Origin of the sequence: Microbacterium sp. NPDC058021 (genome assembly GCF_042885955.1) — a bacterium.
Taxonomy (GTDB): Bacteria; Actinomycetota; Actinomycetes; order Actinomycetales; family Microbacteriaceae; genus Microbacterium.
In genome coordinates this window covers 271177-290709 of sequence record NZ_JBHVRF010000002.1, presented here as the reverse complement: position 1 = coordinate 290709, position 19533 = coordinate 271177, and the positions used below count along the sequence as shown (strand labels likewise).

The window sequence follows — 19533 nt, the reverse complement described above, 5'->3', positions numbered from 1 at the left end:
ACGGGTTGTGGCCTTCCCACCGTAAACATCGGATGTTTATACTGTCAATTGCGCCGGTGGCCGTTTCCGTCGGAATGGGCGGCCTCGGGCCGGCAGAACAGGAGAATCATGAAGTTCGCGCGTCTCGGCCCGATCGGCGAGGAGATCCCGGTGCTCGTCCACGGTGATCGCCACCTCGATCTGCGCCCGCTCACCTCCGATGTCAACGGTGCCTTCTTGGCCGATGGCCCCACCGAGCGGGTGCGGCGGGCGCTGGCGGCAGGGGAGCTGCCCGAGCTCCCCGAGGCTGCCGCCCTGCGCGTGGGGGCCCCGATCGCCCGGCCGAGTGCCGTCGTCTGCATCGGGATGAACTACGCAGCGCACGCGGCCGAGTCGGGTTCCGCGCCGCCGGAGATCCCGATCATGTTCCTCAAGACCCCGAACACCGTCGTCGGGCCGTACGACGACGTGCAGATCCCGCCGGGGTCCACCAAGACCGACTGGGAGGTGGAGCTCGGCGTCGTCATCGGCCGTCGGGCGTCGTACCTGGCCTCGCCCGAGCAGGCCGCCGAGCACATCGCGGGCTACGTCGTGGCCAACGACGTCTCCGAGCGCGACTTCCAGATGGCCGTCTCCGGTGGCCAGTGGTCCAAGGGCAAGTGCGCGCCGGGGTTCAACCCGACCGGTCCGTGGCTGGTCACCCCCGACGAGGTCGACGCGACGGGCGTGCGCCTGCGCAGCTTCGTGAACGGCGAGCCACGTCAGGACTCCACCACCGGGGACATGATCTTCGCCGTCGATCACCTCATCTGGCACCTCTCGCAGTATCTCGCCCTCGAACCCGGCGACCTCGTCCTCACCGGCACGCCGGAGGGTGTGGCGCTCTCCGGCCGGTTCCCCTACCTCGCCGACGGCGATGTGGTCGAGGTGGAGATCGATGGCCTCGGCCGCCAGCGGCAGACGTTCCGCGCGGCGGAGCTCGTGCGATGACCGCCGAGCTGAGCGGGCTGGTCGCCGTCGTCACGGGCGGCGCCTCGGGCATCGGTGCCGCCGTGGTCCGCCACCTCCGCGAGGCCGGAGCAGCCGTGGCGGTGCTCGACCTCGACCCCGCCGCTGCGGAGGCCGATGCCGCGTTCGCGGCGGACGTCTCGGACCGCGCGAGCGTCGACGCGGCGATCGCCGCCGTCGGCGAGCGGTTCGGGCGCATCGACATCGTCGTGAACAACGCCGGCATCGGCGCGCAGGGCGACATCGCCGCTAACGACGATGCGGAGTGGGCCCGGGTGCTGTCGGTGAACGTCACGGGCATCGCGCGGGTCACCTCTGCCGCGCTGGCGTGGCTGCGCCGCTCGCCGGCCGCTGCCGTCTGCAACACATCGTCGATCGCGGCCACCGCGGGACTGCCGCAGCGGGCGCTGTACAGCGCGTCCAAGGGCGCGGTGCTCTCGCTCACCCGTGCGATGGCCGCCGATCACCTGCGGGAGGGCATCCGAGTGAACGCGGTGAACCCCGGCACCGCGGACACGCCGTGGGTCGGTCGCCTCCTGGATGCCGCAGCCGACCCCGCCGCAGAGCGCGCCGCGCTCGAGGCTCGACAGCCGCACGGCCGTCTGGTCTCCGCCGACGAGGTCGCCGCGGCCGTGCGGTTCCTCGTGGGTCCCCACGCCGGCTCGACGACGGGGAGCTTCCTCGAGGTCGACGGCGGCATGGCGGCGCTCCGCCTGCGGCCGGTGTGACGGCTCAGACCACGCCGTAGACACGTGCCGCGTTGCCCCACAGGATGTCGTCGACCTCGTGTGGGGCGACGCGCTCGCGTGCCCAGTCGATGACGGCCCGCTCCCACCGCGCGTAGGGCCACGAGACCGGCCAGTCCGCACCGAACAGCAGCCGTCGCGGGCCGAAGGCGGCCAGCGCCGCGTCGAGGAACGGCGTCAGCTGCTCCGGCATCCATTCGCCGTCGACCTCCGCCGGCAGGCCCGAGAGTTTGCAGGACACCTGGGGGCGCTCTGCCAGCGCGCTGAGGGCGGCCAGCCAGTCTGCGCCGGGTGCGCCGGACACATCGGGCTTGCCGAGGTGGTCCAGCACGAGCGGCAGGTCGGGCACGGCATCGGCGAGGGCGATGACCTCGCCGAGCTGGGCGGAGCGCACGCAGGCGTCGAACACGTAGCCGGCCTCGGCGACCGCCCGGGCGGCGGCGAGGAAGGCGGGGCTGGTCGCGAAGCCGGGCTGCTCGTCCTGGATCAGCCGCCGCACTCCCACGACCAGCGGGCGGGAGCGGAGGGCGAGCAGGTGCGGACGCACGGCGTCGCCGCGTTCCATCTCCACCCGCGCGACGATGCCGACCACGCCGGCCTCGGGTGCGAGTGCGGTGACCCAGTCGACTTCCGCCAGCGCGTCGTCGGGAACGCATTCCGCCTGCACGAAGATCGCGGCGCGCTCGGCGTCGCCCGCCTCCTCGGTCGCGGCTCGTCGTTGACTCGGTCCGAAAGGTCCGATCAGTCGTCCCGACAGCCAGGTGTAACGGAGGGCGGCCGAGTCCCACAGATGCAGGTGACTATCGAGGATGCGCACGTCTGGCATTCTCCCGCACCGAGGGAGTCGACTGCGGACATGGGATGTTTCGTCCGGGTGCCCGTACGATGGGCGCCATGGCGGTCACCGACGAAGCAATCGAGAAGATCAAAGCCATGATCGTGTCCGGCCAGCTCGCCCCCGGCGACCGGCTGCCGCCCGAGAAGGAGCTGGCCGAGCGACTGGGGCTCTCGCGCAATTCGATGCGAGAGGCCGTCAAAGCACTCGAGGTCATCCGGGTGCTCGATGTCCGCCGCGGCGACGGCACCTACGTGACCAGTCTGGAGCCGCGACTGCTCCTGGAGGCGACCTCGTTCGTCATGGACATGCACGACGACGAGTCGCTCCTCGAGATCTTCCAGGTGCGGCGTATCCTCGAGTCGCAGGCGACCGGTGCCGCGGCGCAGCGCGCGACGCGGGACGACATCGCGGCGCTCGAGGAGGAGCTTCGCTCGGTCGAAGCCGACACCGACATCGAGACCCTCGTGGAGCACGACCTCCGCTTCCACGGCGCGATCGTCGAGCTCGGCGGAAACCACTACCTCGCGAGCCTCGTGGACAGCCTGACGACGCACACCGTGCGTGCGCGGGTCTGGCGGGGCCTCACCGAGGAGCACGCCGTGGAGCGCACGCTGCACGAGCATCGTGCGATCGTCGACGCGATCGCCTCCCACGACGTGGAGCTGGCCACCTCGCTCGCCACGGCGCACGTCGCGGGCGTGGAGCAGTGGCTGCGTCGCGCGCGCAACGAGGTGTGAGCCGGCGCTTCACCCGCATGGGCATCGCGGATACGATGCCCTGATGCCGCAGACGCTCGTCCACGGACGCCCTCGTTCCACCTCCCGCCCCTCCGTCGCCGCCACCCTCGCCGGGCTGATGCTCGCGTTGGCGATCGCCGTCGGGGGTGTGCCGACACCGGTCGCGGCGTACGACGAAGGCACGATCGTGTCGCTGGCGAACCAGGAACGGTCGGCCAACGGCATGGGCGGGCTCGTGCACAACGGCGCACTCGATGCGGTCGCGCTGCGATGGGCGAATCAGATGGCGGCGAACGGGACGCTCAGCCACAACCCGTCGCTCGGGTCGCAGATCCCCGGCGGCTGGACGTCGTGGGGCGAGAACGTCGCGCAGGGCTACGGCAGCGGCTCCGCCGTGCATGCCGGCTGGATGGGATCCGCCGGGCACCGCGCCAACATCCTCGGCGACTTCACCGACATCGGGGTGGCACTGATCTCCGCGAACGGCACGACGTGGGCGGTGCAGGTGTTCGCGACCTACCCCGGCAGCGGCGCGCCGATCGCGGCTCCCGCCCCCGCCCCCGCCCCCGCCCCGGCGCCCGCCCCGGCCCCCGCTCCACCGGCCGATGCCGCGCCCGCGCCCGTCGAAGCCGCGCCCGCGGATCCCGCCGCGACCGCGGCAGCGGCGACCCCCGTGCCCATGCCCTCGGCGACGGCGACGCCGACTCCCGCGTCCGCACCGCGCGCCGCGCCGATCGTCATCGCCCCCGAGCTCGAGACGGTCGCCGCTGAGACTTCGCCCACGCCACCGCCGGCGTGGCCCTGGCTCATCCCGCTGGGTGTCGCCGTGCTCGTGGCGCTCTGGCTGCTGCCGCCCGCGCAGCGCCTGCTGCGGCGGCGCTGACGCGCGGCGTCCGGCGCCGCGCGGCGCTGCGCGGCACCGGCATCCGCCCGCGTCGCCGCGCCCGCCGGGCTACGCTGGAGGCATGGCCCGACCAGACGACGACGCGCTCAGCTGGGACGGCGACGACGATCCCACCCTCGCCGCCGCACCGGCGGCGGCACCGCTGCCGACCGGTTACCGGGCCGTCGGCAAGGGCAGCGCGCAGCTGGGGGAGTCCGAGCAGACGGATGCCGCAGATGAGGCGCCGCTGACCGCACCCTCCGGCCCGGCACCCCTGGGCAACGCCGCGCTCGTCGGCATCGGCGTGTTCGCCGGCGTCTACATGCTGCTCTCCCTCGGCTGGGTGCTCGGCGCCGGCCGGCTGCAGCTGGTCGCGCAGCTGTTCCTCGATCCGGTCGCCTACCAGGTCACGATGTGGCTGGCCGTGCTCGCCCCGCCGCTGTGGTTCGCCACCGTGTGGCTGCTCACCCGCGGCTCGAAGGTGTGGCTGCGCCTCGTGCTGCTGGCCGCCGGGGCCGTGTTGCTCGTGCCGTGGCCGTTCGTCCTCTCGGGAGCTTCGCTGTGACCGCCGCCGCACCGACCGCGCGCCGCTCGGCGCTGCCCACTTGGCTCGTCGCCGTCATCGCCGGGGCGTTCCTGCTGCTGTACGCGTTCGTCTTCTGGACGGCGCTCGGCTTCCTGCTGCAGCAGGCCGGGGGAACGGCCGGACTCACCGGCTACGGCTGGTTCGTGCTGCTGCTGCCGGTCATCTTCCCGCCCGCCGTCTTCGCCGCCGCCTTCGCGATCGGCTGGAAGCGACCGGCGCTGGCGTACGTCGCCGTCATGCTCACCGGCCTCGCCTGCGTCGCGGTGTTCTGGCTCGACGTGCTGGCCTACGCCGCGGCATCCCCCTCGCTCTACGGCGTCTGACCGCGGCGACGCCGGGCGTCACACGGTCAAGGGCACCCGCGCCCGCGCGATAAGGTGAAACCGCCCCCGTCCGACGCTGTGACGGGGATTCCCCCTCAGTCGCGGCGCACGCGATGACGTGCGCTGCCACCCCGAAGGATCCAGCGTGCCTCAGCCCGTCGTGCTCATTGCCGAAGAACTCTCACCTGCCACGATCGACGCCCTCGGGCCCGACTTCGAGGTCCGTCACGTGGACGGAGCGGACCGGGCGGCACTGCTTCCCGCGCTGGCCGACGCGCACGCCGTGCTCATCCGCTCGGCGACGAAGATGGATGCCGAGGCCATCGCCGCCGCGCCCCGGCTGAAGGTCATCGCCCGTGCCGGTGTGGGCCTGGACAACGTCGACATCAAGACGGCAACGACCGCCGGCGTCATGGTGGTCAACGCCCCGACGTCGAACATCGTCTCCGCCGCCGAACTCACGATCGGTCACATCCTGAGCCTGGCCCGCCGCATCCCCGCCGCGCACGCCTCGCTGTCGGCCGGTCAGTGGAAGCGCAGCGCCTACACCGGCGTGGAGCTGTTCGAGAAGACGGTCGGCATCATCGGCCTCGGCCGCATCGGCGCCCTCATCGCGGCGCGCCTGCAGGCCTTCGGCATGCACGTCGTCGCGTACGACCCCTATGTCACCAGCGCGCGGGCGCAGCAGCTCGGCGTCCAGCTGCTCGGCCTGGACGACCTGCTGCAGCAGTCCGACTTCATCACGATCCACATGCCCAAGACGCCGGAGACCACCGGCATGATCTCCACCGAGCAGTTCTCGCTCATGAAGCCGAGCGCCTACATCGTCAACGTCGCGCGCGGCGGCCTCATCGACGAGGAGGCGCTGTACACGGCGCTGACCACGGGCGAGATCGCCGGGGCGGGCCTGGACGTGTTCACGAGCGAGCCGCCCGCCGAAGGCGGCACCGCGCGCCCCCTGCTCGACCTGCCGAACATCCTCGTCACCCCGCACCTGGGCGCCTCCACCGACGAGGCGCAGGAGAAGGCCGGTGTGTCGGTCGCCCGCTCGGTGCGCCTCGCCCTCGGCGGAGAGCTGGTGCCGGATGCCGTCAACGTCGCAGGCGGCGTCATCGACCCGTACGTGCGCCCCGGCATCCCGCTCGTGGAGAAGCTGGGCCAGATCTTCAGCGCGCTGGCCCACTCGCCGCTGACGAGCCTCGACATCGAGGTGCACGGCGAGCTCAGCCAGTACGACGTCAGCGTGCTCAAGCTCGCCGCCCTCAAGGGCGTGTTCACGAACATCGTCAGCGAGAGCGTCTCGTACGTCAACGCGCCGCTGCTGGCCGAGCAGCGCGGCATCGAGTCGCGCCTCATCGTCGACGATCAGTCCGACGAGTACCGCAACGTCATCACGCTGCGCGGCGCACTCTCGGACGGCTCGCAGCTGTCGGTGTCGGGGACGCTCACCGGCACGAAGCAGATCGAGAAGCTCGTCGGCATCAACGACTACGCGGTGGAACTGCCGATCGAGCAGCACCACATCGTCATGCTCTACACCGACCGTCCCGGCATCGTCGCGGTCTACGGGCAGAAGTTCGGTGAGGCCGGCATCAACATCGCCGGGATGCAGATCGCCCGTCGCGCCGCCGGGGGACAGGCGCTGTCGGTCCTCACCGTCGACTCGCCCGTCGCCGACGAGGTGCTCGACGAGGTGCGCTCGGCGATCCAGGCCGACCTGTTCCGTCAGATCGAGATCACCGAGTCGTAAGCGTCGCGCCCTCGACGAGGGCGATGAGTGCGTCCATGGCCGCCCCTCGGGGCACCGGGCCCGGGACGGAACCGCCGGCGAGGGCGTTGTTGAAGTAGAGCCCGTCGCTGACGAGCATCACCAGATCCAACGCCGTCTCGTCGCGCACGTGCGGGCGCAGCACCGCGGTCCACTCCTCGCGCACGGTGCGCAGGGCGTCCCGGGCCGTGGTGTTGCCCCCCTGCGCGAGACGGGACGTGGCCAGCAGTGCGCGGTCGAGTGGATCGTTGTGCATGACCGACGAACGAAGGAAGTACGACACGGGCCCGTCGGGCGCGGCCGCCGTCGCCGTGACGTCGGCGTCGACGAGCGCGCTCAGGCGTTCGAGCAGCGCGGCTTCCAGCGCCTCCTTCGTGCCGAAGTGGTACAGCAGTCCGCCCTTGGAGACGCCGGCCGCGCGGGCGGTGGCCTCCAGGGTCGCGGCGCGCTCGCCCTCGTCGATGAGGATCGTCTCGAACGCGTCGAGCACCTTCTCGCGGGCCAGGGGAGGGCGGCTCATGGGCTCGATGGTATCGACGGGCAGGCGGACATCCTGTTACTATACCGGCTGGACGGTATAGAATCATGATGACACTGACAGAAGAGATCCGCCTCGCCGACAGCCGGGGCCGCCGAGTGGGCTGGCGCGGCTGGGCCGCGCTGGTCGTGCTGATGCTGCCCGTGCTGCTCGTCTCGGTCGACAACACGGTGCTGAGCTTCGCGCTGCCCGACATCGCCAAGGACCTCGCGCCCACGAGCGCGGAGCAGCTGTGGATCATCGACGCCTACCCGCTCGTACTGGCAGGGCTGCTGGTGACGATGGGGACCCTCGGTGACCGCTTCGGCCGGCGACGGATGCTGATGATCGGCGCCACCGGCTTCGCCGCCGTCTCGGTGCTCGCCGCCTTCGCACCCACCGCGGGTCTGCTCATCGCGGCGCGCGCGGCGATGGGTGTGTTCGGCGCCATGCTCATGCCCTCCACGCTGTCGCTGCTGCGCAGCATCTTCACCGACCGCGACCAGCGGCGGTTCGCCATCGCGGTGTGGGCGGCGATGTTCTCCGCCGGCGCCGCCCTCGGCCCCATCGTCGGCGGCATCCTGCTCGAGCACTTCTCGTGGGGCTCGGTGTTCCTCATGTCGGTGCCGGTCCTCATCCCGCTCCTCGTGCTCGCGCCGCTGCTGGTCCCCGAGAGCCGTGACCCGCAGCCCGGCCGCATCGACCCGCTCAGCATCCTGCTGTCGCTGGCGACGATGGTGCCGATCGTCTACGCGATCAAGGAGTTCGCCGTGCATGGCCCGGGCTTGCTGCCCCTCGTGCTCGTGCTCTCGGGCATCGGCTTCGGCGTGCTGTTCGTGCGACGGCAGCTGCGGGCGGACTCGCCCATGCTCGACATGCGCCTGTTCCGGCGGGGCACGTTCAGCGGCGCGCTGATGGTGAATCTGCTGAGCGTCGTCGCCCTCGTGGGCTTCTTGTTCTTCGTCTCGCAGCACCTGCAGCTGATCGTGGGGCTCTCGCCCATGCAAGCGGGCTTCGCGCTCGTGCCGGGGATGCTGGCCATGATCGCGGCGGGACTGCTCGTGGTGCCGGTGGCGCGGCGGGTCGATGCCCGCGTCGTCGTGAGCGTCGCCCTGGTCTTCTCGGTCGCCGGCTACGTCATGGTCGCCTTCACCGCGGCCGACGGTGCGCTGGGCATGCTGATCGCGGCCTTCGCGCTGCTCGGCATCGGCATCGGCGCCGCCGAGACCGTCTCGAACGACCTCATCCTCGCGAGCGTCCCGCCGGCGAAGGCCGGGGCGGCCAGCGCCGTGTCCGAGACGGCCTACGAGCTCGGCGCGGTGCTCGGCACGGCCGTGCTCGGCGGCATCCTCACCGCGCTGTACCGCACCGGCATCGTGCTGCCCCCCGGCCTGCCCTCCGACGTCGCCGACGCCTCCCGCGAGACCCTCGCCGGCGCCGTCAGCGCCGCGCAGGGCCTGGATGCCACGACCGCCGAGGCGCTGCAGACCGCCGCGGCGCACGCGTTCGACGCGGGGGTGGGGGTCACCGCGCTCATCGGTGCCGGCCTCGTCGTGATCGCGGCCGTCATCGCGGCCACTACCCTGGGTACATCCCGCCCCGCGCCTGACCGCGTCGACCACTGACGCGGCGGCGCGCCCCGCAAAGGAGTGTCATGTCGCGTGTCGTCAAGCTCGCCGTCATCGCCGGTGACGGCATCGGTCCCGAGGTCATCGCGGAGGCGGAGAAGGTGCTCGACGCCGTGACGGCGCACTCCGACGTCACGTTCGACAAGACCCGGTTCTCCCTCGGCGCCGATCGCTACCTCGCCACCGGCGACACCCTCACCGACGAAGACCTCGCCGCGATCGCCGCCCACGACGCGATCCTGCTCGGCGCGGTCGGGGGAGTGCCCGGCGACCCGCGCCTGCGCGAGGCCAACATCGAGCGGGGGCTGCTGCTGAAGCTGCGCTTCGCGCTGGACCACTACGTCAACCTGCGCCCGTCGAAGCTCTACCCCGGCGCCGCCGGCCCCCTGGCCGCCCCGGGCGACATCGACTTCGTCGTCGTGCGCGAGGGCACCGAAGGGCCGTACGTCGGCAACGGCGGCTCGATCCGCACCGGCACGCCCCACGAGGTGGCCAACGAGACGAGCGTCAACACCGCCTACGGCATCGAGCGCGTCGTGCGGTACGCCTTCGACCTCGCCGAGCGCCGTCGTCGCCGCCTCACCCTCGTGCACAAGACCAACGTGCTGGTGCACGCGGGCGGCATGTGGAAGCGCATCGTCGACGCCGTCGCGGCGGAGCACCCCGACGTGGCCGTAGACTATCTGCACGTCGACGCGGCGACGATCTTCCTGGTCACGAACCCGGATCGCTTCGACGTGATCGTCACCGACAACCTCTTCGGCGACATCCTCACCGACTTGGCCGGCGCCGTCACCGGTGGCATCGGCCTCGCCGCCTCGGGGAACATCAACCCCGACGGCGTCTTCCCCTCGATGTTCGAGCCCGTGCACGGATCGGCGCCGGACATCGCCGGCCGGCAGCTGGCCGATCCCACGGCAGCGATCCTCTCCGTCGCCCTCATGCTCGATCACCTCGGGCTGCAGGACGAGGCCCAGCGCGTCACCCGCGCAGCCGAAGCGGACATCGCCGCCCGAGACGGCAACCCCCGCACCACGACGCAGATCGGCGACGCGATCGCCTCCCGCCTCGCCTGATCACCGGCGTACCCTGGAATCTGCGCCGCCGGCGCCCCATGCGACAGGACCTGACATGACCCTCCTCGACTCCGACGCGGGGCTCGCGCCCCTCGAGTTCGCCCGCACCCGCAACCTCGCGGCCAAGACGCCCGCGGAGCGCGCCGAGATCCTCCGCGACCCCAGCTTCGGCACCGTCTTCACCGATCACATGGTCGACATCTGCTGGTCGGTCGGCGGCGGCTGGCACCGCCCGCGCGTGCAGCCGTACGGCCCGATCGCGCTGGATCCCGCCGCCGCGGTGCTGCACTACGGGCAGGAGGTGTTCGAGGGCATCAAGGCGTACCGTCACGCCGACGGCTCCATCCACACCTTCCGGCCCGACCAGAACGGCCGCCGCCTGCAGCGCAGCGCCCGCCGCCTCGCGCTGCCGGAGCTCCCCGTGGAGTACTTCCTGCAGTCGCTGCGGGAGCTCATCGCCGTCGACGGCGACTGGGTGCCCGCAGGCGTAGACCAGAGCCTGTACCTGCGCCCCTTCATGTTCGCCAAGGAGGCCTTCCTCGGCGTCCGCCCCGCCAATAAGGTGGCCTACTACCTCATCGCCAGCCCCGTCGCGGCCTACTTCAAGGGCGGCGCCAAGCCGGTGTCGATCTGGCTCAGCGAGGATTACTCCCGCGCGGGCAAGGGCGGAACGGGCGCGGCCAAGACCGGCGGCAACTACGCTGCGAGCCTGCTGCCGCAGGCCCAGGCGTACGAGGAAGGCTGCGACCAGGTGGTGTTCCTCGATTCCGAGCGCAACGTCGAAGAGCTCGGCGGCATGAACATCGTGTTCGTCTACAAGGACGGCACCATCGTCACCCCGCAGTCCGCGTCGATCCTCGAAGGCATCACGCGCGACTCGCTGCTGCAGCTGGCCGCCGACCGTGGTCACCGCGTCGAGGGTCGCAACGTGTCGATCGACGAGTGGCGCGCGGGCGTGGCATCCGGAGACATCGTCGAGGTGTTCGCGTGCGGCACCGCCGCCGTGGTCGCCCCGATCGGCCAGCTCAAGGGTGCCGACTTCATCGACGAGCAGCCCGTGGGCGAGCTGGCGCTGTCGCTGCGCCAGGAACTCACCGACATCCAGTACGGGCGCGCCGAAGACCGCCACGGCTGGCTGGTGCGCCTGGACGCGTGAGTGGCGCACCGGGCACCGGAGCGCGCACGCGTCTAGGCTGAGCGGGTGAGAATCGCACGCTTCAGCCACCAGGACGTCATCACCTACGGCATCCTCGACGAAGGCGACCTCGTCGTCCTCGCCGGCGATCCGCTGTTCGCCGGATTCGAGACGACGGGACAGCGCGTCCCGGTGTCGGACGTGACCCTGCTCGCCCCGGTGATCCCGCGGTCCAAGATCGTCTGCGTCGGCAAGAACTACCGCGACCACGCCGCCGAGATGGGTGGCGAGGCCCCCGAGGCTCCGCTGCTGTTCTTCAAGCCGAACACCTCGGTGATCGGGCCGGGCGACACGATCGTGCGTCCCACGCAGTCCGAGCGCACCGACTACGAGGGCGAGCTCGCCGTCGTCATCGGTCGCGTGGCCAAGAACGTGCCCGCCGAGCGGGCGCTGGACTACGTCTTCGGCTACACGATCGCCAACGACGTCACCGCGCGGGACCTGCAGCGCAGCGACGGCCAGTGGGCACGCGCCAAGGGATTCGACACGTTCTGCCCGCTCGGCCCCGCCATCGAGACCGACTTCGATCTCACCGGCCCCGCCCGCATCGTCACCCGCGTCAACGGCGAGGTCCGCCAGGACGGTCCCATCACCGACATGGTGCACTCCGTCGCCGACGTCATCGCGTACGCGTCCGCCGCGTTCACGCTGCTGCCGGGCGACGTCATCCTCACCGGCACGCCGGCAGGGGTGGGCCCGTTCGTCGCAGGCGACGTGGTGGAGGTGGAGATCACCGGACTCGGAATCCTGCGCAACACCGCGCGGGATGCCTGAGCCGACCCGTTCCGACGGACTCGATCTCGGCCGCATCCGTCGCCGCACCGTCGCGGTCCTCGCGCTCGGGCAGGTGCTGGGCGGCATCGCGTTCGGTGCGACGATCTCGCTCGGCGCGGTGCTGGCCGCCGACATCTCCGGCGACGACACGCTCTCGGGGCTGGCGACCGCCGCGGTGACCCTGGGAGCTGCCGCGCTGGCTGTTCCGTTGGCCGCCCTCGCGCGCCGCAGCGGTCGGCGCGTCTCGCTCGCCTCGGGCATGCTGATCGCGCTGGCGGGCGTCGCGCTCGTCGTGGTCGCGGTCTCCCTCGACCAGTTCGCCCTGCTGCTGGTGGCTTTCGCGCTGATCGGCGCCGGTCAGGCCGCCAATCTGCAGTCGCGGTTCGCGGCCACCGATCTCGCCACCGACGCCTCCCGCGGTCGCGACCTCTCGCTCGTGGTCTGGGCCACGACGATCGGCGCGGTGCTCGGCCCCAACCTGGTCGGACCGGGGGAGGCCCTCGGGGAAGTGGTGGGGATGCCACCGCTCACGGGGCCCTACCTGTTCACCATCGCCGCGCAGCTGCTGGGTGTCGCGCTGTACCTCACCGCCCTCCGTCCCGACCCGCTGCTGCTCGCCCACCGACTGGCGCGCGAGGCCTCGGCGACCGCCCGCACGATCGCGAAGGCCGACCGCCCTGTCGCGGCGCGCTACGCGATCACCGCGATCGCGGCCAGCCACGGCGTGATGGTGGCGGTCATGGCGATGACGCCCGTGCACCTCATCCACCACGGCGCGGAGCTGTCGATCGTGGGGCTCACGATCAGCCTGCACATCGCCGGCATGTACGCCCTCTCGCCCGTGTTCGGCCTGCTCGCCGACCGGCTCGGACGGATCCCCACGATCCTCATCGGTCAAGGGCTGCTCGTGGCATCCCTCCTCGTCGCCGCCATCGGTCAGGATTCCACCGTCTTCGTCACGGTCGGGCTCGTGCTGCTCGGGCTCGGCTGGAGCGCCTCGACGGTGGCGGGGGCGGCGCTGCTGACCGAAACCTCCGACGAGGAGCACCGCACCCGTCGCCAGGGCCGCAGCGACCTGGCCATGAACCTCGTCGGCGCGATCGGTGCGATCGGCGCCGGCGCGGTGCTCGGCGCCATCGGCTACGGCGGGCTGGCCCTGGTCGCCCTCGTCGCGGTCGCCGTCGTCGTCGTGCTCGCGCCCGCCGGTCGCCGCTGACCGCCCGCGGCCGAGCCGCCCGCGCAACTAGACTGGACCGTGATGTCCTCTGCACCAGATCCCCGCACCACGACCGCCTCCGGTACCGACGTCCGCGTCCGGTTCTGCCCGTCGCCCACCGGCCTGCCGCACGTCGGCATGGTGCGCACGGCCCTCTACAACTGGGGGTACGCGCGCCACACCGGCGGCAAGCTGATCTTCCGGGTGGAGGACACCGACGCCGCCCGCGACAGCGAGGAGAGCTACCGCCAGCTCGTCGACGCGCTGACCTGGCTCGAGATCGACTGGGACGAGGGCGTGGAGAAGGGCGGCCCGCACGCGCCGTACCGCCAGTCGCAGCGGGGGGACATCTACGCCGACGTCCTCCAGCAGCTGATCGCCTCCGGCGCGGTGTACGAGTCGTACTCCACCGCCGAGGAGATCGACGCGCGCAACGAGGCCAACGGCCGCGCGAAGCAGCTCGGCTACGACAACCACGACCGCACGCTCACCGACGAGCAGAAGGCCGCATTCCGGGCCGAAGGTCGCGAGCCGGCGTGGCGGCTGCGGGTCCCCGACGAGGACCTCACCTACGTCGACCTCATCCGCGGCGAAGTCACCTTCCCCGCGGGCTCCTTCCCCGACTTCGTGGTGGTGCGCGCCGGCGGTCAGCCGCTGTACACCTTCACCAATCCGGTCGACGACGCCCTCATGGGCATCACCCACGTCATCCGGGGCGAAGACCTCATGCCCTCGACGGCACGCCAGCTCGCGCTGTACGGCGCGCTCATCGACGCCGGCGTCACGACGTTCGTGCCGCGCTTCGGCCACATGCCGCTCGTGCTGGGGGAGACGGGCAACAAGAAGCTCTCCAAGCGCGACCCGAAGGCGGACCTGTTCCTGCAGCGCGAGAAGGGCTTCATCCACGAGGGCCTGCTGAACTACCTCGCCCTCCTCGGCTGGTCGCTCTCGCACGACCGCGACGTCTTCTCGCTCGAGGAGTTCATCGCGGCGTTCGACATCGCCGACGTCAACCCCAACCCGGCCCGCTTCGACCAGAAGAAGGCAGAGTCGATCAACGGCGACCACATCCGCATGCTGGATGCCGCCGACTTCGCTGCCCGCATCGTGCCCTACCTCGTGGCCGAAGGAGTCGTCTCCGACCCGCCCAGCGCCGCGCAGCAGCAGATGATCACCGCCGCGGCCCCTCTCGTGCAGGAGCGGGTGCAGCTGCTGGGCGAGGTGCCGGCGCTGCTCGGCTTCCTCTTCACCGACGAGGTCGCCTATCAGGACGATGCGCTCTCGTCGCTGCCGGCGAACGCGGGCGAGGTGCTCGTGGCATCCGTCGGCGCACTCGAACTGGTGCCGGAGCAGTCCTTCACCGCCGCTGCCGTGCAGGAGGCCCTCGCCGGCGCGCTCATCGAAGGGCTCGGGCTCAAGCCCCGCGTCGCCTACGGGCCGCTGCGCGTGGCTCTCAGCGGGCGTCGCATCTCCCCGCCGCTGTTCGAGTCGATGGAGCTGCTGGGCAAGGCCGAGACCATCCGCCGACTCGGCGCGCTGGTCCAGCGCGTCGGCTGATCGCGGCCGCGCCACGCCCGGCGCGCCGCCGGTTCGTGCGACGGCCCAGGATCGGCTATGCTTGATCTTCGGTGCGAGGGCGACTTCGAACCGATGGGGTATGGTGTAATTGGCAACACGGCGGTTTCTGGTTCCGTTGTTCTTGGTTCGAGTCCAGGTACCCCAGCAAGACGAAAAACCCCCGGGAAACCGGGGGTTTCGTCGTTTCTGCCGGAGTGTGATCGCGTCCTCGCTCTCGACACGGATGGAACACGCCGATCGACCGAGGGGCGCGTCGCGCAACCCGCTCGGTCGATCGGCGAACCGTCAGACGGTGACCGCGTCGGCGCTCCGGCCCCGGCCGGTGATGCGGTGGGCGACCCAGAACCCGAGGGCGACGAGCCCCGCGAGACCGATGCCGAGCATCCAAGGCAGCAGGTTCGGCACCGCGGTGGACGCGCCGGTGTGCAATTCGTCCGTACCCGCGGCCAGGCGGCTGTTGCCTTCGGCGAGCGTTCCCGCACCGGTGGACAGCTGCTCGCCGCCGGCGGCCAGGTCGGCCGCGCCGTCGGAGAGGGTGGTGGAGCCGGCAGCGAGGGTCGACACGCCCTCGGCGAGGTCACCCGCGCCGGTGGAGAGGGTGCCCGTTCCGGTGGCGAGGTCGCCGGCGCCGGTGAGCAGACGCCCGGCACCCGCGGTGAGATTCTGCGCACCGGCATCCAGCGACGAGGCGCCCGTGGCCAGGGTGCCGGTGCCGGCGGCGAGGGAACCTGCACCGTCCGAGAGCGAGCGCACACCGGCGGCGAGGGTGCTCGCACCGCTGCTGACCTGCGCGGTGCCGGCGGCGAGTCGGTCGGCGCCCGCACGCAGCGTGCCGATTCCAGTGTCGAGCGCCGTCGCGCCGGCGCTGACCTTCGCGGTGCCGTCGGCCAGGTTCGTGGCGCCTGTGGCGAGGGCAGGCGCCCCCGTCGTCGGTGCGGCCAGACGTGTCGTGCCGGGCCACCCCTTCGGAAGGTCACCATCGACCATGACACTGGCAGTGCCGGTGACCTTCGTCGAGTTGGTGATCGCAGCGGTCGCCGCAGCGGCAAGTGCCGTGACCTTCGCATCGATGTCGGTCGGGAGCGCGGCCGGATCCGCGAGCAGCGCCTTGAGCTCGCCGGTGAGCGTCACCACGCTCTGGACGTCGGTGTGCAGGGCTGTCGCGTTGGCCCGCACCGCCGTGGCATAGCTGTTCGCCCCGACGACGCCCGCCGCAAGCGACTGGGCGCTGGCGGCCAGGGTCTTCGCTCCGGCGGCCGCGTCGGCCGCTCCCTGCGTCAGTACCTTGCTGCCGTCGACGGCCGTCGACGCGCCGGCGGCGAGTTCGGCCGCGCCCGCGGCGGCGGTCGCCGCTCCCGTGGACAGGGTGTTCGCCCCCACCGCGGCGTCGCGGGCACCGGCGTTCAGCCGGGCGGCGCCCGCCGCAGCCGAGGCGGCGCCGGAGGACACGCGCGACGCGCCGGATGCGGCCGAGGCCGCTCCCGTCGACAGCGAAGCGGCACCATCGGCGAGGGTCGCTGCTCCCGCCGCGGCCGACTGCGCGCCGGCGGCGAGGGTCGTGGCGCCCGTCGCCGCACGCGCAGCGCCCGCGTCGAGCTCGGATGCACCGGCGGCCAGGCGCCCCGCCCCCTCGGACAGGGTCGCCGCTCCGTCGACGAGTTGCTGCGAGCCGTCGTCGGCGCGCGAGGCGCCGGAGGCGAGCTGTGAGGCGCCGTCGCTGAGGCGGTTGACGGTGAGCAGGTACATGACGGTCATCGCGGCCAGCAGAAGGGCCAGCACGACCACCGTGATGCGCATGCCCAGGCCATGGGTGTGCGAAGAGGTTCTCGACATTGAGGACTCCAGTTTCGCGCCTGCGGGCAGGCGGGTATCAGCTCGCCGACGACAGCGTCGGTGAGTCGGCTCCCCGAGACCGCACGGGTGGGCGGTGGGGAGCCGTCGAAGGGTGGCCTGACGTTAGCAGTCGAGGTCGTGCCGCGTGGTCGGTTCCCGCACATCTGCACGCTGGAACTAAGTCTCGCCGGGTCCGAGACTGCGTCCCTTGTGGCGGGTGTACAAAATCGGCCGGTGCACGCGAGGCTCCGGCGGCCATACTGAGGGGGTGCAGGAGCAGACCCTGAGCCCCGGTGAGGCGGCTGAGCTGAGTGAACTCCTCCGTGCGGTATACGGACGCGACGCCGGCGGTGCACCGGATGCCGCCACGCTCAGCCGACTGCGCGAATTGGAGGCACGTGCGGCGGCTACCCGCCTGCCGGCCGACGCCGGTGCCGACGAGGAAGAGGCGGATGCGCCACCGCCCGCCGATCCGCCACCGGATCTCTCGGAGCCCCCGGCCCTGCCTGCGGCGGCATCCATCGTCCCGACCGCCGTGCGACGCTCATGGCTCACCCGGCGGCGCCGGCGCATGGGTGCGATCGTGATGGCGACGCTGCTCGGGGGCGCGGTCGGGGTGGCCGGCGCCGCCGTCGCGTTGGCCCCGCCGCAGCCGGACGAGGTACTGCGCCCCGTGACAGGAGCGGCGATCCCCCCGTACGTGGCGCAGTCGTCGATCTTCGTCTACGTCGGAGCCGATCGGGACAACGGCATCGTGGCGTACGAAGCGCGACGGGGCATTCAGGCCTACACCTTCGTCAGTACGACGGGTGAGCGCTGCCTGCTCGTGGATGTCGATGCGGGATACACCCTGTCCGCCTGCGGGAGGGGATCCGTGGATCCCCTCGTGGACATCTATCCCGGCCAGGGTGGGCCGGAGATGCTCGAGCACGGGCTGACAGACGGCGCTCTCGTTCGCGTCGTCGCCCGCGATGGCGTTGTCGAGCTGTGGGTCGAGGGAGCTCCGCCGGATCCCACATAAACACAGGGTCAGCCCCTTGTGAGAATCTTTGTTTGTGTTGTATCGTGTGGTCGAATCCGAGGAAAGGACGATCGTGTACGCGATGGAGCGCCACCAACTGATCGAGCGCCTGGTCACCCAGGACGGCCGGGTGGCTGTCGTGGACCTCGCCGATCGGTTCGGCGTCACGACCGAGACGGTGCGGCGCGACCTCGATCAGCTCGAGCGCGCGGGGGCCCTCCGGCGCGTGCACGGCGGAGCGGTGGCGCGTGATCGCACGAGTGTCGTCGAACCCTCTCTCGCGGAGCGCTCGACCCAGCGCGGGGCGGCCAAACTCGCCATCGCGCAGCGTGCGCTGGACGTGCTCGGTGATGGCTTCCGCGGGTCGATCTTCCTCGACGCCGGCACCACGACCGCCGCCGTCGCCTCTCTCCTTCCCACGCGCCTGGCCGAGAGCGACGGCACCGCCGAGGTCGTCACACACGCCATGCCCCTCGCCAACGTGCTCGCCGGGTCGCCCCGGCTCTCGCTGACGGTCATCGGCGGGCGTGTCCGCGGCCTCACCGCCGCCGCCGTCGGATCCCACACCGTGCGGGCGATCGAAGGACTGCGTCCCGATGTCGCCTTCATCGGCACGAACGGGCTGTCCCAGGGGTTCGGGCTGAGCACGCCCGACCCCGACGAGGCCGCCGTCAAACGCGCGATCGTGCGCAGCTCCCGCCGCGTGGTCGTCGTGAGCGACGCCGAGAAGTTCGACGTCGAGCTGCTGGTGAGCTTCGCCGGTCTCGCAGACGTCGACGTCCTCGTGACCGACCGCACTCCCGCCCCCGCGCTCGGCTCGGCGCTGGAGGATGCGGGGACGGAGGTGTGGACCGCATGATCGTCACGTTGACGGCCAATCCGTCGCTCGATCGCACCGTGGCGCTGCCGGCACCGCTGCAGGTCGGGAGCGTGCAGGTCGCACGAGGGGCACGTGAGGATGCCGGCGGCAAGGGGATCAACGTCGCCCGCGTCGCGGCGGCATCCGACGCACCCACCCTCGCGGTGCTGCCGCTGGCCGCCGACGACCCGTTCGCGGTGTCGCTGCACGGCACCGGAGTGCCGCTCGTCACGGTGCCCGTCGCCGGCCACGTGCGGGCCAACATCACGATCACCGACCCGCTCGGTGAGACCACGAAGCTGAACCTGCCCGGGGCGTCCCTCACCGACACCGAGCGTGCCGCCGTCATCGCCGCCGTGGTCGACGCGTGCGCGCACGCCCACTGGCTGGTCCTCGCGGGCTCCCTACCGCCGGGTGTCCCCGACGATTTCTACGTGGAGGTCATCGACGCTGTGCGCGCGCGCTGGGAGGATGCCGCGCCCCGCATTGCGGTCGACACCTCCGGGGCCGCGCTGACCGCCGTCGTCGAACGGGCCCGCCCCGACCTCATCAAGCCGAACGAGCACGAACTCGCCGACCTCGCCGGCATCGGGCTCGACGCCCAGGTCGACCTCGTCTCCGCTGTGCTGCCGGTCGCCCGGCGCCTGGTGCCCGAGAAGGTCGGCGCGGCGCTGGTGACCCTCGGCGGCGACGGTGCCGTCCTCGTCACCGCAGACGGCGCGTGGGCGGGCCGCCCGCCGCGCATCCGCGTGCAGAGCACGGTCGGCGCCGGTGACAGCTCGCTTGCCGGCTACCTCATCGCCGACACCCGCGGAGCCGCTCCTGCCGAGCGACTGCGCACCGCCATCCGTTACGGCGCCGCTGCGACGACGCTGCCCGGCACGCAGGCACCCACGCCGCGTGACCTTCCCACCGGCGAGGTGCCGGTGCGATCCCTCGATGTCTGATCCGCTCCCGCAACACTGGAG

Annotated in this window: 19 protein-coding genes and 1 tRNA gene; 17 read left to right on the top strand and 3 right to left on the bottom strand. The window is 71.8% G+C overall.

The window, feature by feature from the left end:
- Nucleotides 1–108: 108 nt before the first annotated feature.
- Nucleotides 109–969: a fumarylacetoacetate hydrolase family protein gene (locus ACFVR6_RS04895; RefSeq protein ID WP_386959373.1), complete on the top strand. Its 861-nt coding sequence runs from the start codon at nt 109–111 to the stop codon at nt 967–969.
- Complete coding sequence (locus ACFVR6_RS04890) at nt 966–1715, top strand: SDR family NAD(P)-dependent oxidoreductase (protein ID WP_386959371.1); 750 nt, start codon at nt 966–968, stop codon at nt 1713–1715. The genes ACFVR6_RS04895 and ACFVR6_RS04890 overlap by 4 nt, the downstream gene beginning before the upstream one ends.
- A 4-nt stretch (nt 1716–1719) precedes the next feature.
- Here ACFVR6_RS04890 and ACFVR6_RS04885 read toward each other — a convergent pair whose 3' ends face one another.
- Nucleotides 1720–2550: an amidohydrolase family protein gene (locus ACFVR6_RS04885; protein ID WP_386959369.1), complete on the bottom strand. Its 831-nt coding sequence runs from the start codon at nt 2548–2550 to the stop codon at nt 1720–1722.
- 77 nt (nt 2551–2627) lie between these two features.
- On the opposite strand from ACFVR6_RS04885, the gene ACFVR6_RS04880 reads away from it, so the two are divergent.
- The 5 genes from ACFVR6_RS04880 to serA all read left to right on the top strand — a co-directional run bounded on the left by ACFVR6_RS04880 (nt 2628) and on the right by serA (nt 6850).
- Nucleotides 2628–3308, top strand: coding sequence for a FadR/GntR family transcriptional regulator (locus ACFVR6_RS04880; RefSeq protein ID WP_386959367.1), 681 nt, complete (start codon nt 2628–2630; stop codon nt 3306–3308).
- Nucleotides 3309–3351: 43 nt separating this feature from the next.
- Nucleotides 3352–4191, top strand: a complete 840-nt coding sequence (locus ACFVR6_RS04875; RefSeq protein ID WP_386959365.1) for a CAP domain-containing protein — start codon at nt 3352–3354, stop codon at nt 4189–4191.
- 82 nt (nt 4192–4273) lie between these two features.
- Nucleotides 4274–4756: a DNA polymerase III subunit gamma/tau gene (locus ACFVR6_RS04870; protein ID WP_386959363.1), complete on the top strand. Its 483-nt coding sequence runs from the start codon at nt 4274–4276 to the stop codon at nt 4754–4756.
- Nucleotides 4753–5100, top strand: a complete 348-nt coding sequence (locus ACFVR6_RS04865; RefSeq protein WP_386959361.1) for a bacitracin resistance protein — start codon at nt 4753–4755, stop codon at nt 5098–5100. The genes ACFVR6_RS04870 and ACFVR6_RS04865 overlap by 4 nt, the downstream gene beginning before the upstream one ends.
- A gap of 145 nt (nt 5101–5245) precedes the next feature.
- A complete protein-coding gene (gene serA / locus ACFVR6_RS04860; RefSeq protein WP_386959359.1) occupies nt 5246–6850 on the top strand; it encodes a phosphoglycerate dehydrogenase in 1605 nt (534 codons plus the stop codon).
- On the opposite strand, the gene ACFVR6_RS04855 is transcribed toward serA, so the two are convergent.
- Nucleotides 6837–7388 carry a TetR/AcrR family transcriptional regulator gene (locus ACFVR6_RS04855; protein ID WP_386959357.1) on the bottom strand — a complete coding sequence of 184 codons (552 nt, stop codon included), beginning with the start codon at nt 7386–7388 and terminating at the stop codon, nt 6837–6839. The two genes, serA and ACFVR6_RS04855, sit on opposite strands and share 14 nt — an antisense overlap.
- Nucleotides 7389–7456: 68 nt before the next feature.
- On the opposite strand from ACFVR6_RS04855, the gene ACFVR6_RS04850 reads away from it, so the two are divergent.
- The 7 genes from ACFVR6_RS04850 to ACFVR6_RS04820 all read left to right on the top strand — a co-directional run bounded on the left by ACFVR6_RS04850 (nt 7457) and on the right by ACFVR6_RS04820 (nt 14997).
- Nucleotides 7457–9010, top strand: a complete 1554-nt coding sequence (locus ACFVR6_RS04850) for an MFS transporter (RefSeq protein WP_386959355.1) — start codon at nt 7457–7459, stop codon at nt 9008–9010.
- A 29-nt stretch (nt 9011–9039) separates the two neighbouring features.
- Nucleotides 9040–10089: a 3-isopropylmalate dehydrogenase gene (locus ACFVR6_RS04845; RefSeq protein ID WP_386959353.1), complete on the top strand. Its 1050-nt coding sequence runs from the start codon at nt 9040–9042 to the stop codon at nt 10087–10089.
- 55 nt (nt 10090–10144) lie between these two features.
- Nucleotides 10145–11245 carry a branched-chain amino acid aminotransferase gene (locus ACFVR6_RS04840; RefSeq protein WP_386959351.1) on the top strand — a complete coding sequence of 367 codons (1101 nt, stop codon included), beginning with the start codon at nt 10145–10147 and terminating at the stop codon, nt 11243–11245.
- Nucleotides 11246–11290: 45 nt separating this feature from the next.
- The gene (locus tag ACFVR6_RS04835) at nt 11291–12058 is read left to right on the top strand and encodes a fumarylacetoacetate hydrolase family protein (RefSeq protein WP_386959349.1); all 768 of its coding nucleotides are present in this window, start codon (nt 11291–11293) and stop codon (nt 12056–12058) included.
- A complete protein-coding gene (locus tag ACFVR6_RS04830; RefSeq protein WP_386959347.1) occupies nt 12051–13274 on the top strand; it encodes an MFS transporter in 1224 nt (407 codons plus the stop codon). The genes ACFVR6_RS04835 and ACFVR6_RS04830 overlap by 8 nt, the downstream gene beginning before the upstream one ends.
- Nucleotides 13275–13316: 42 nt before the next feature.
- Nucleotides 13317–14831, top strand: coding sequence for a glutamate--tRNA ligase (gene gltX / locus ACFVR6_RS04825; RefSeq protein WP_386959345.1), 1515 nt, complete (start codon nt 13317–13319; stop codon nt 14829–14831).
- 94 nt (nt 14832–14925) lie between these two features.
- Nucleotides 14926–14997 (top strand) — tRNA-Gln (locus ACFVR6_RS04820).
- Between the two features lie 140 nt (nt 14998–15137).
- On the opposite strand, the gene ACFVR6_RS04815 is transcribed toward ACFVR6_RS04820, so the two are convergent.
- Complete coding sequence (locus ACFVR6_RS04815; RefSeq protein WP_386959342.1) at nt 15138–16685, bottom strand: hypothetical protein; 1548 nt, start codon at nt 16683–16685, stop codon at nt 15138–15140.
- Between the two features lie 268 nt (nt 16686–16953).
- On the opposite strand from ACFVR6_RS04815, the gene ACFVR6_RS04810 reads away from it, so the two are divergent.
- The 3 genes from ACFVR6_RS04810 (at nt 16954) to ACFVR6_RS04800 (ending at nt 19512) form a co-directional block, all read left to right on the top strand.
- Complete coding sequence (locus tag ACFVR6_RS04810; RefSeq protein WP_386959341.1) at nt 16954–17706, top strand: hypothetical protein; 753 nt, start codon at nt 16954–16956, stop codon at nt 17704–17706.
- Between the two features lie 73 nt (nt 17707–17779).
- Nucleotides 17780–18565 (top strand): DeoR/GlpR family DNA-binding transcription regulator, encoded by a 786-nt coding sequence (locus tag ACFVR6_RS04805; RefSeq protein ID WP_386960260.1) that lies wholly within the window; start codon nt 17780–17782, stop codon nt 18563–18565.
- Nucleotides 18562–19512, top strand: coding sequence for a 1-phosphofructokinase family hexose kinase (locus tag ACFVR6_RS04800; protein ID WP_386959339.1), 951 nt, complete (start codon nt 18562–18564; stop codon nt 19510–19512). Before ACFVR6_RS04805 ends, ACFVR6_RS04800 begins: the two co-directional genes overlap by 4 nt.
- The last annotated feature ends 21 nt before the right edge of the window (nt 19513–19533 follow it).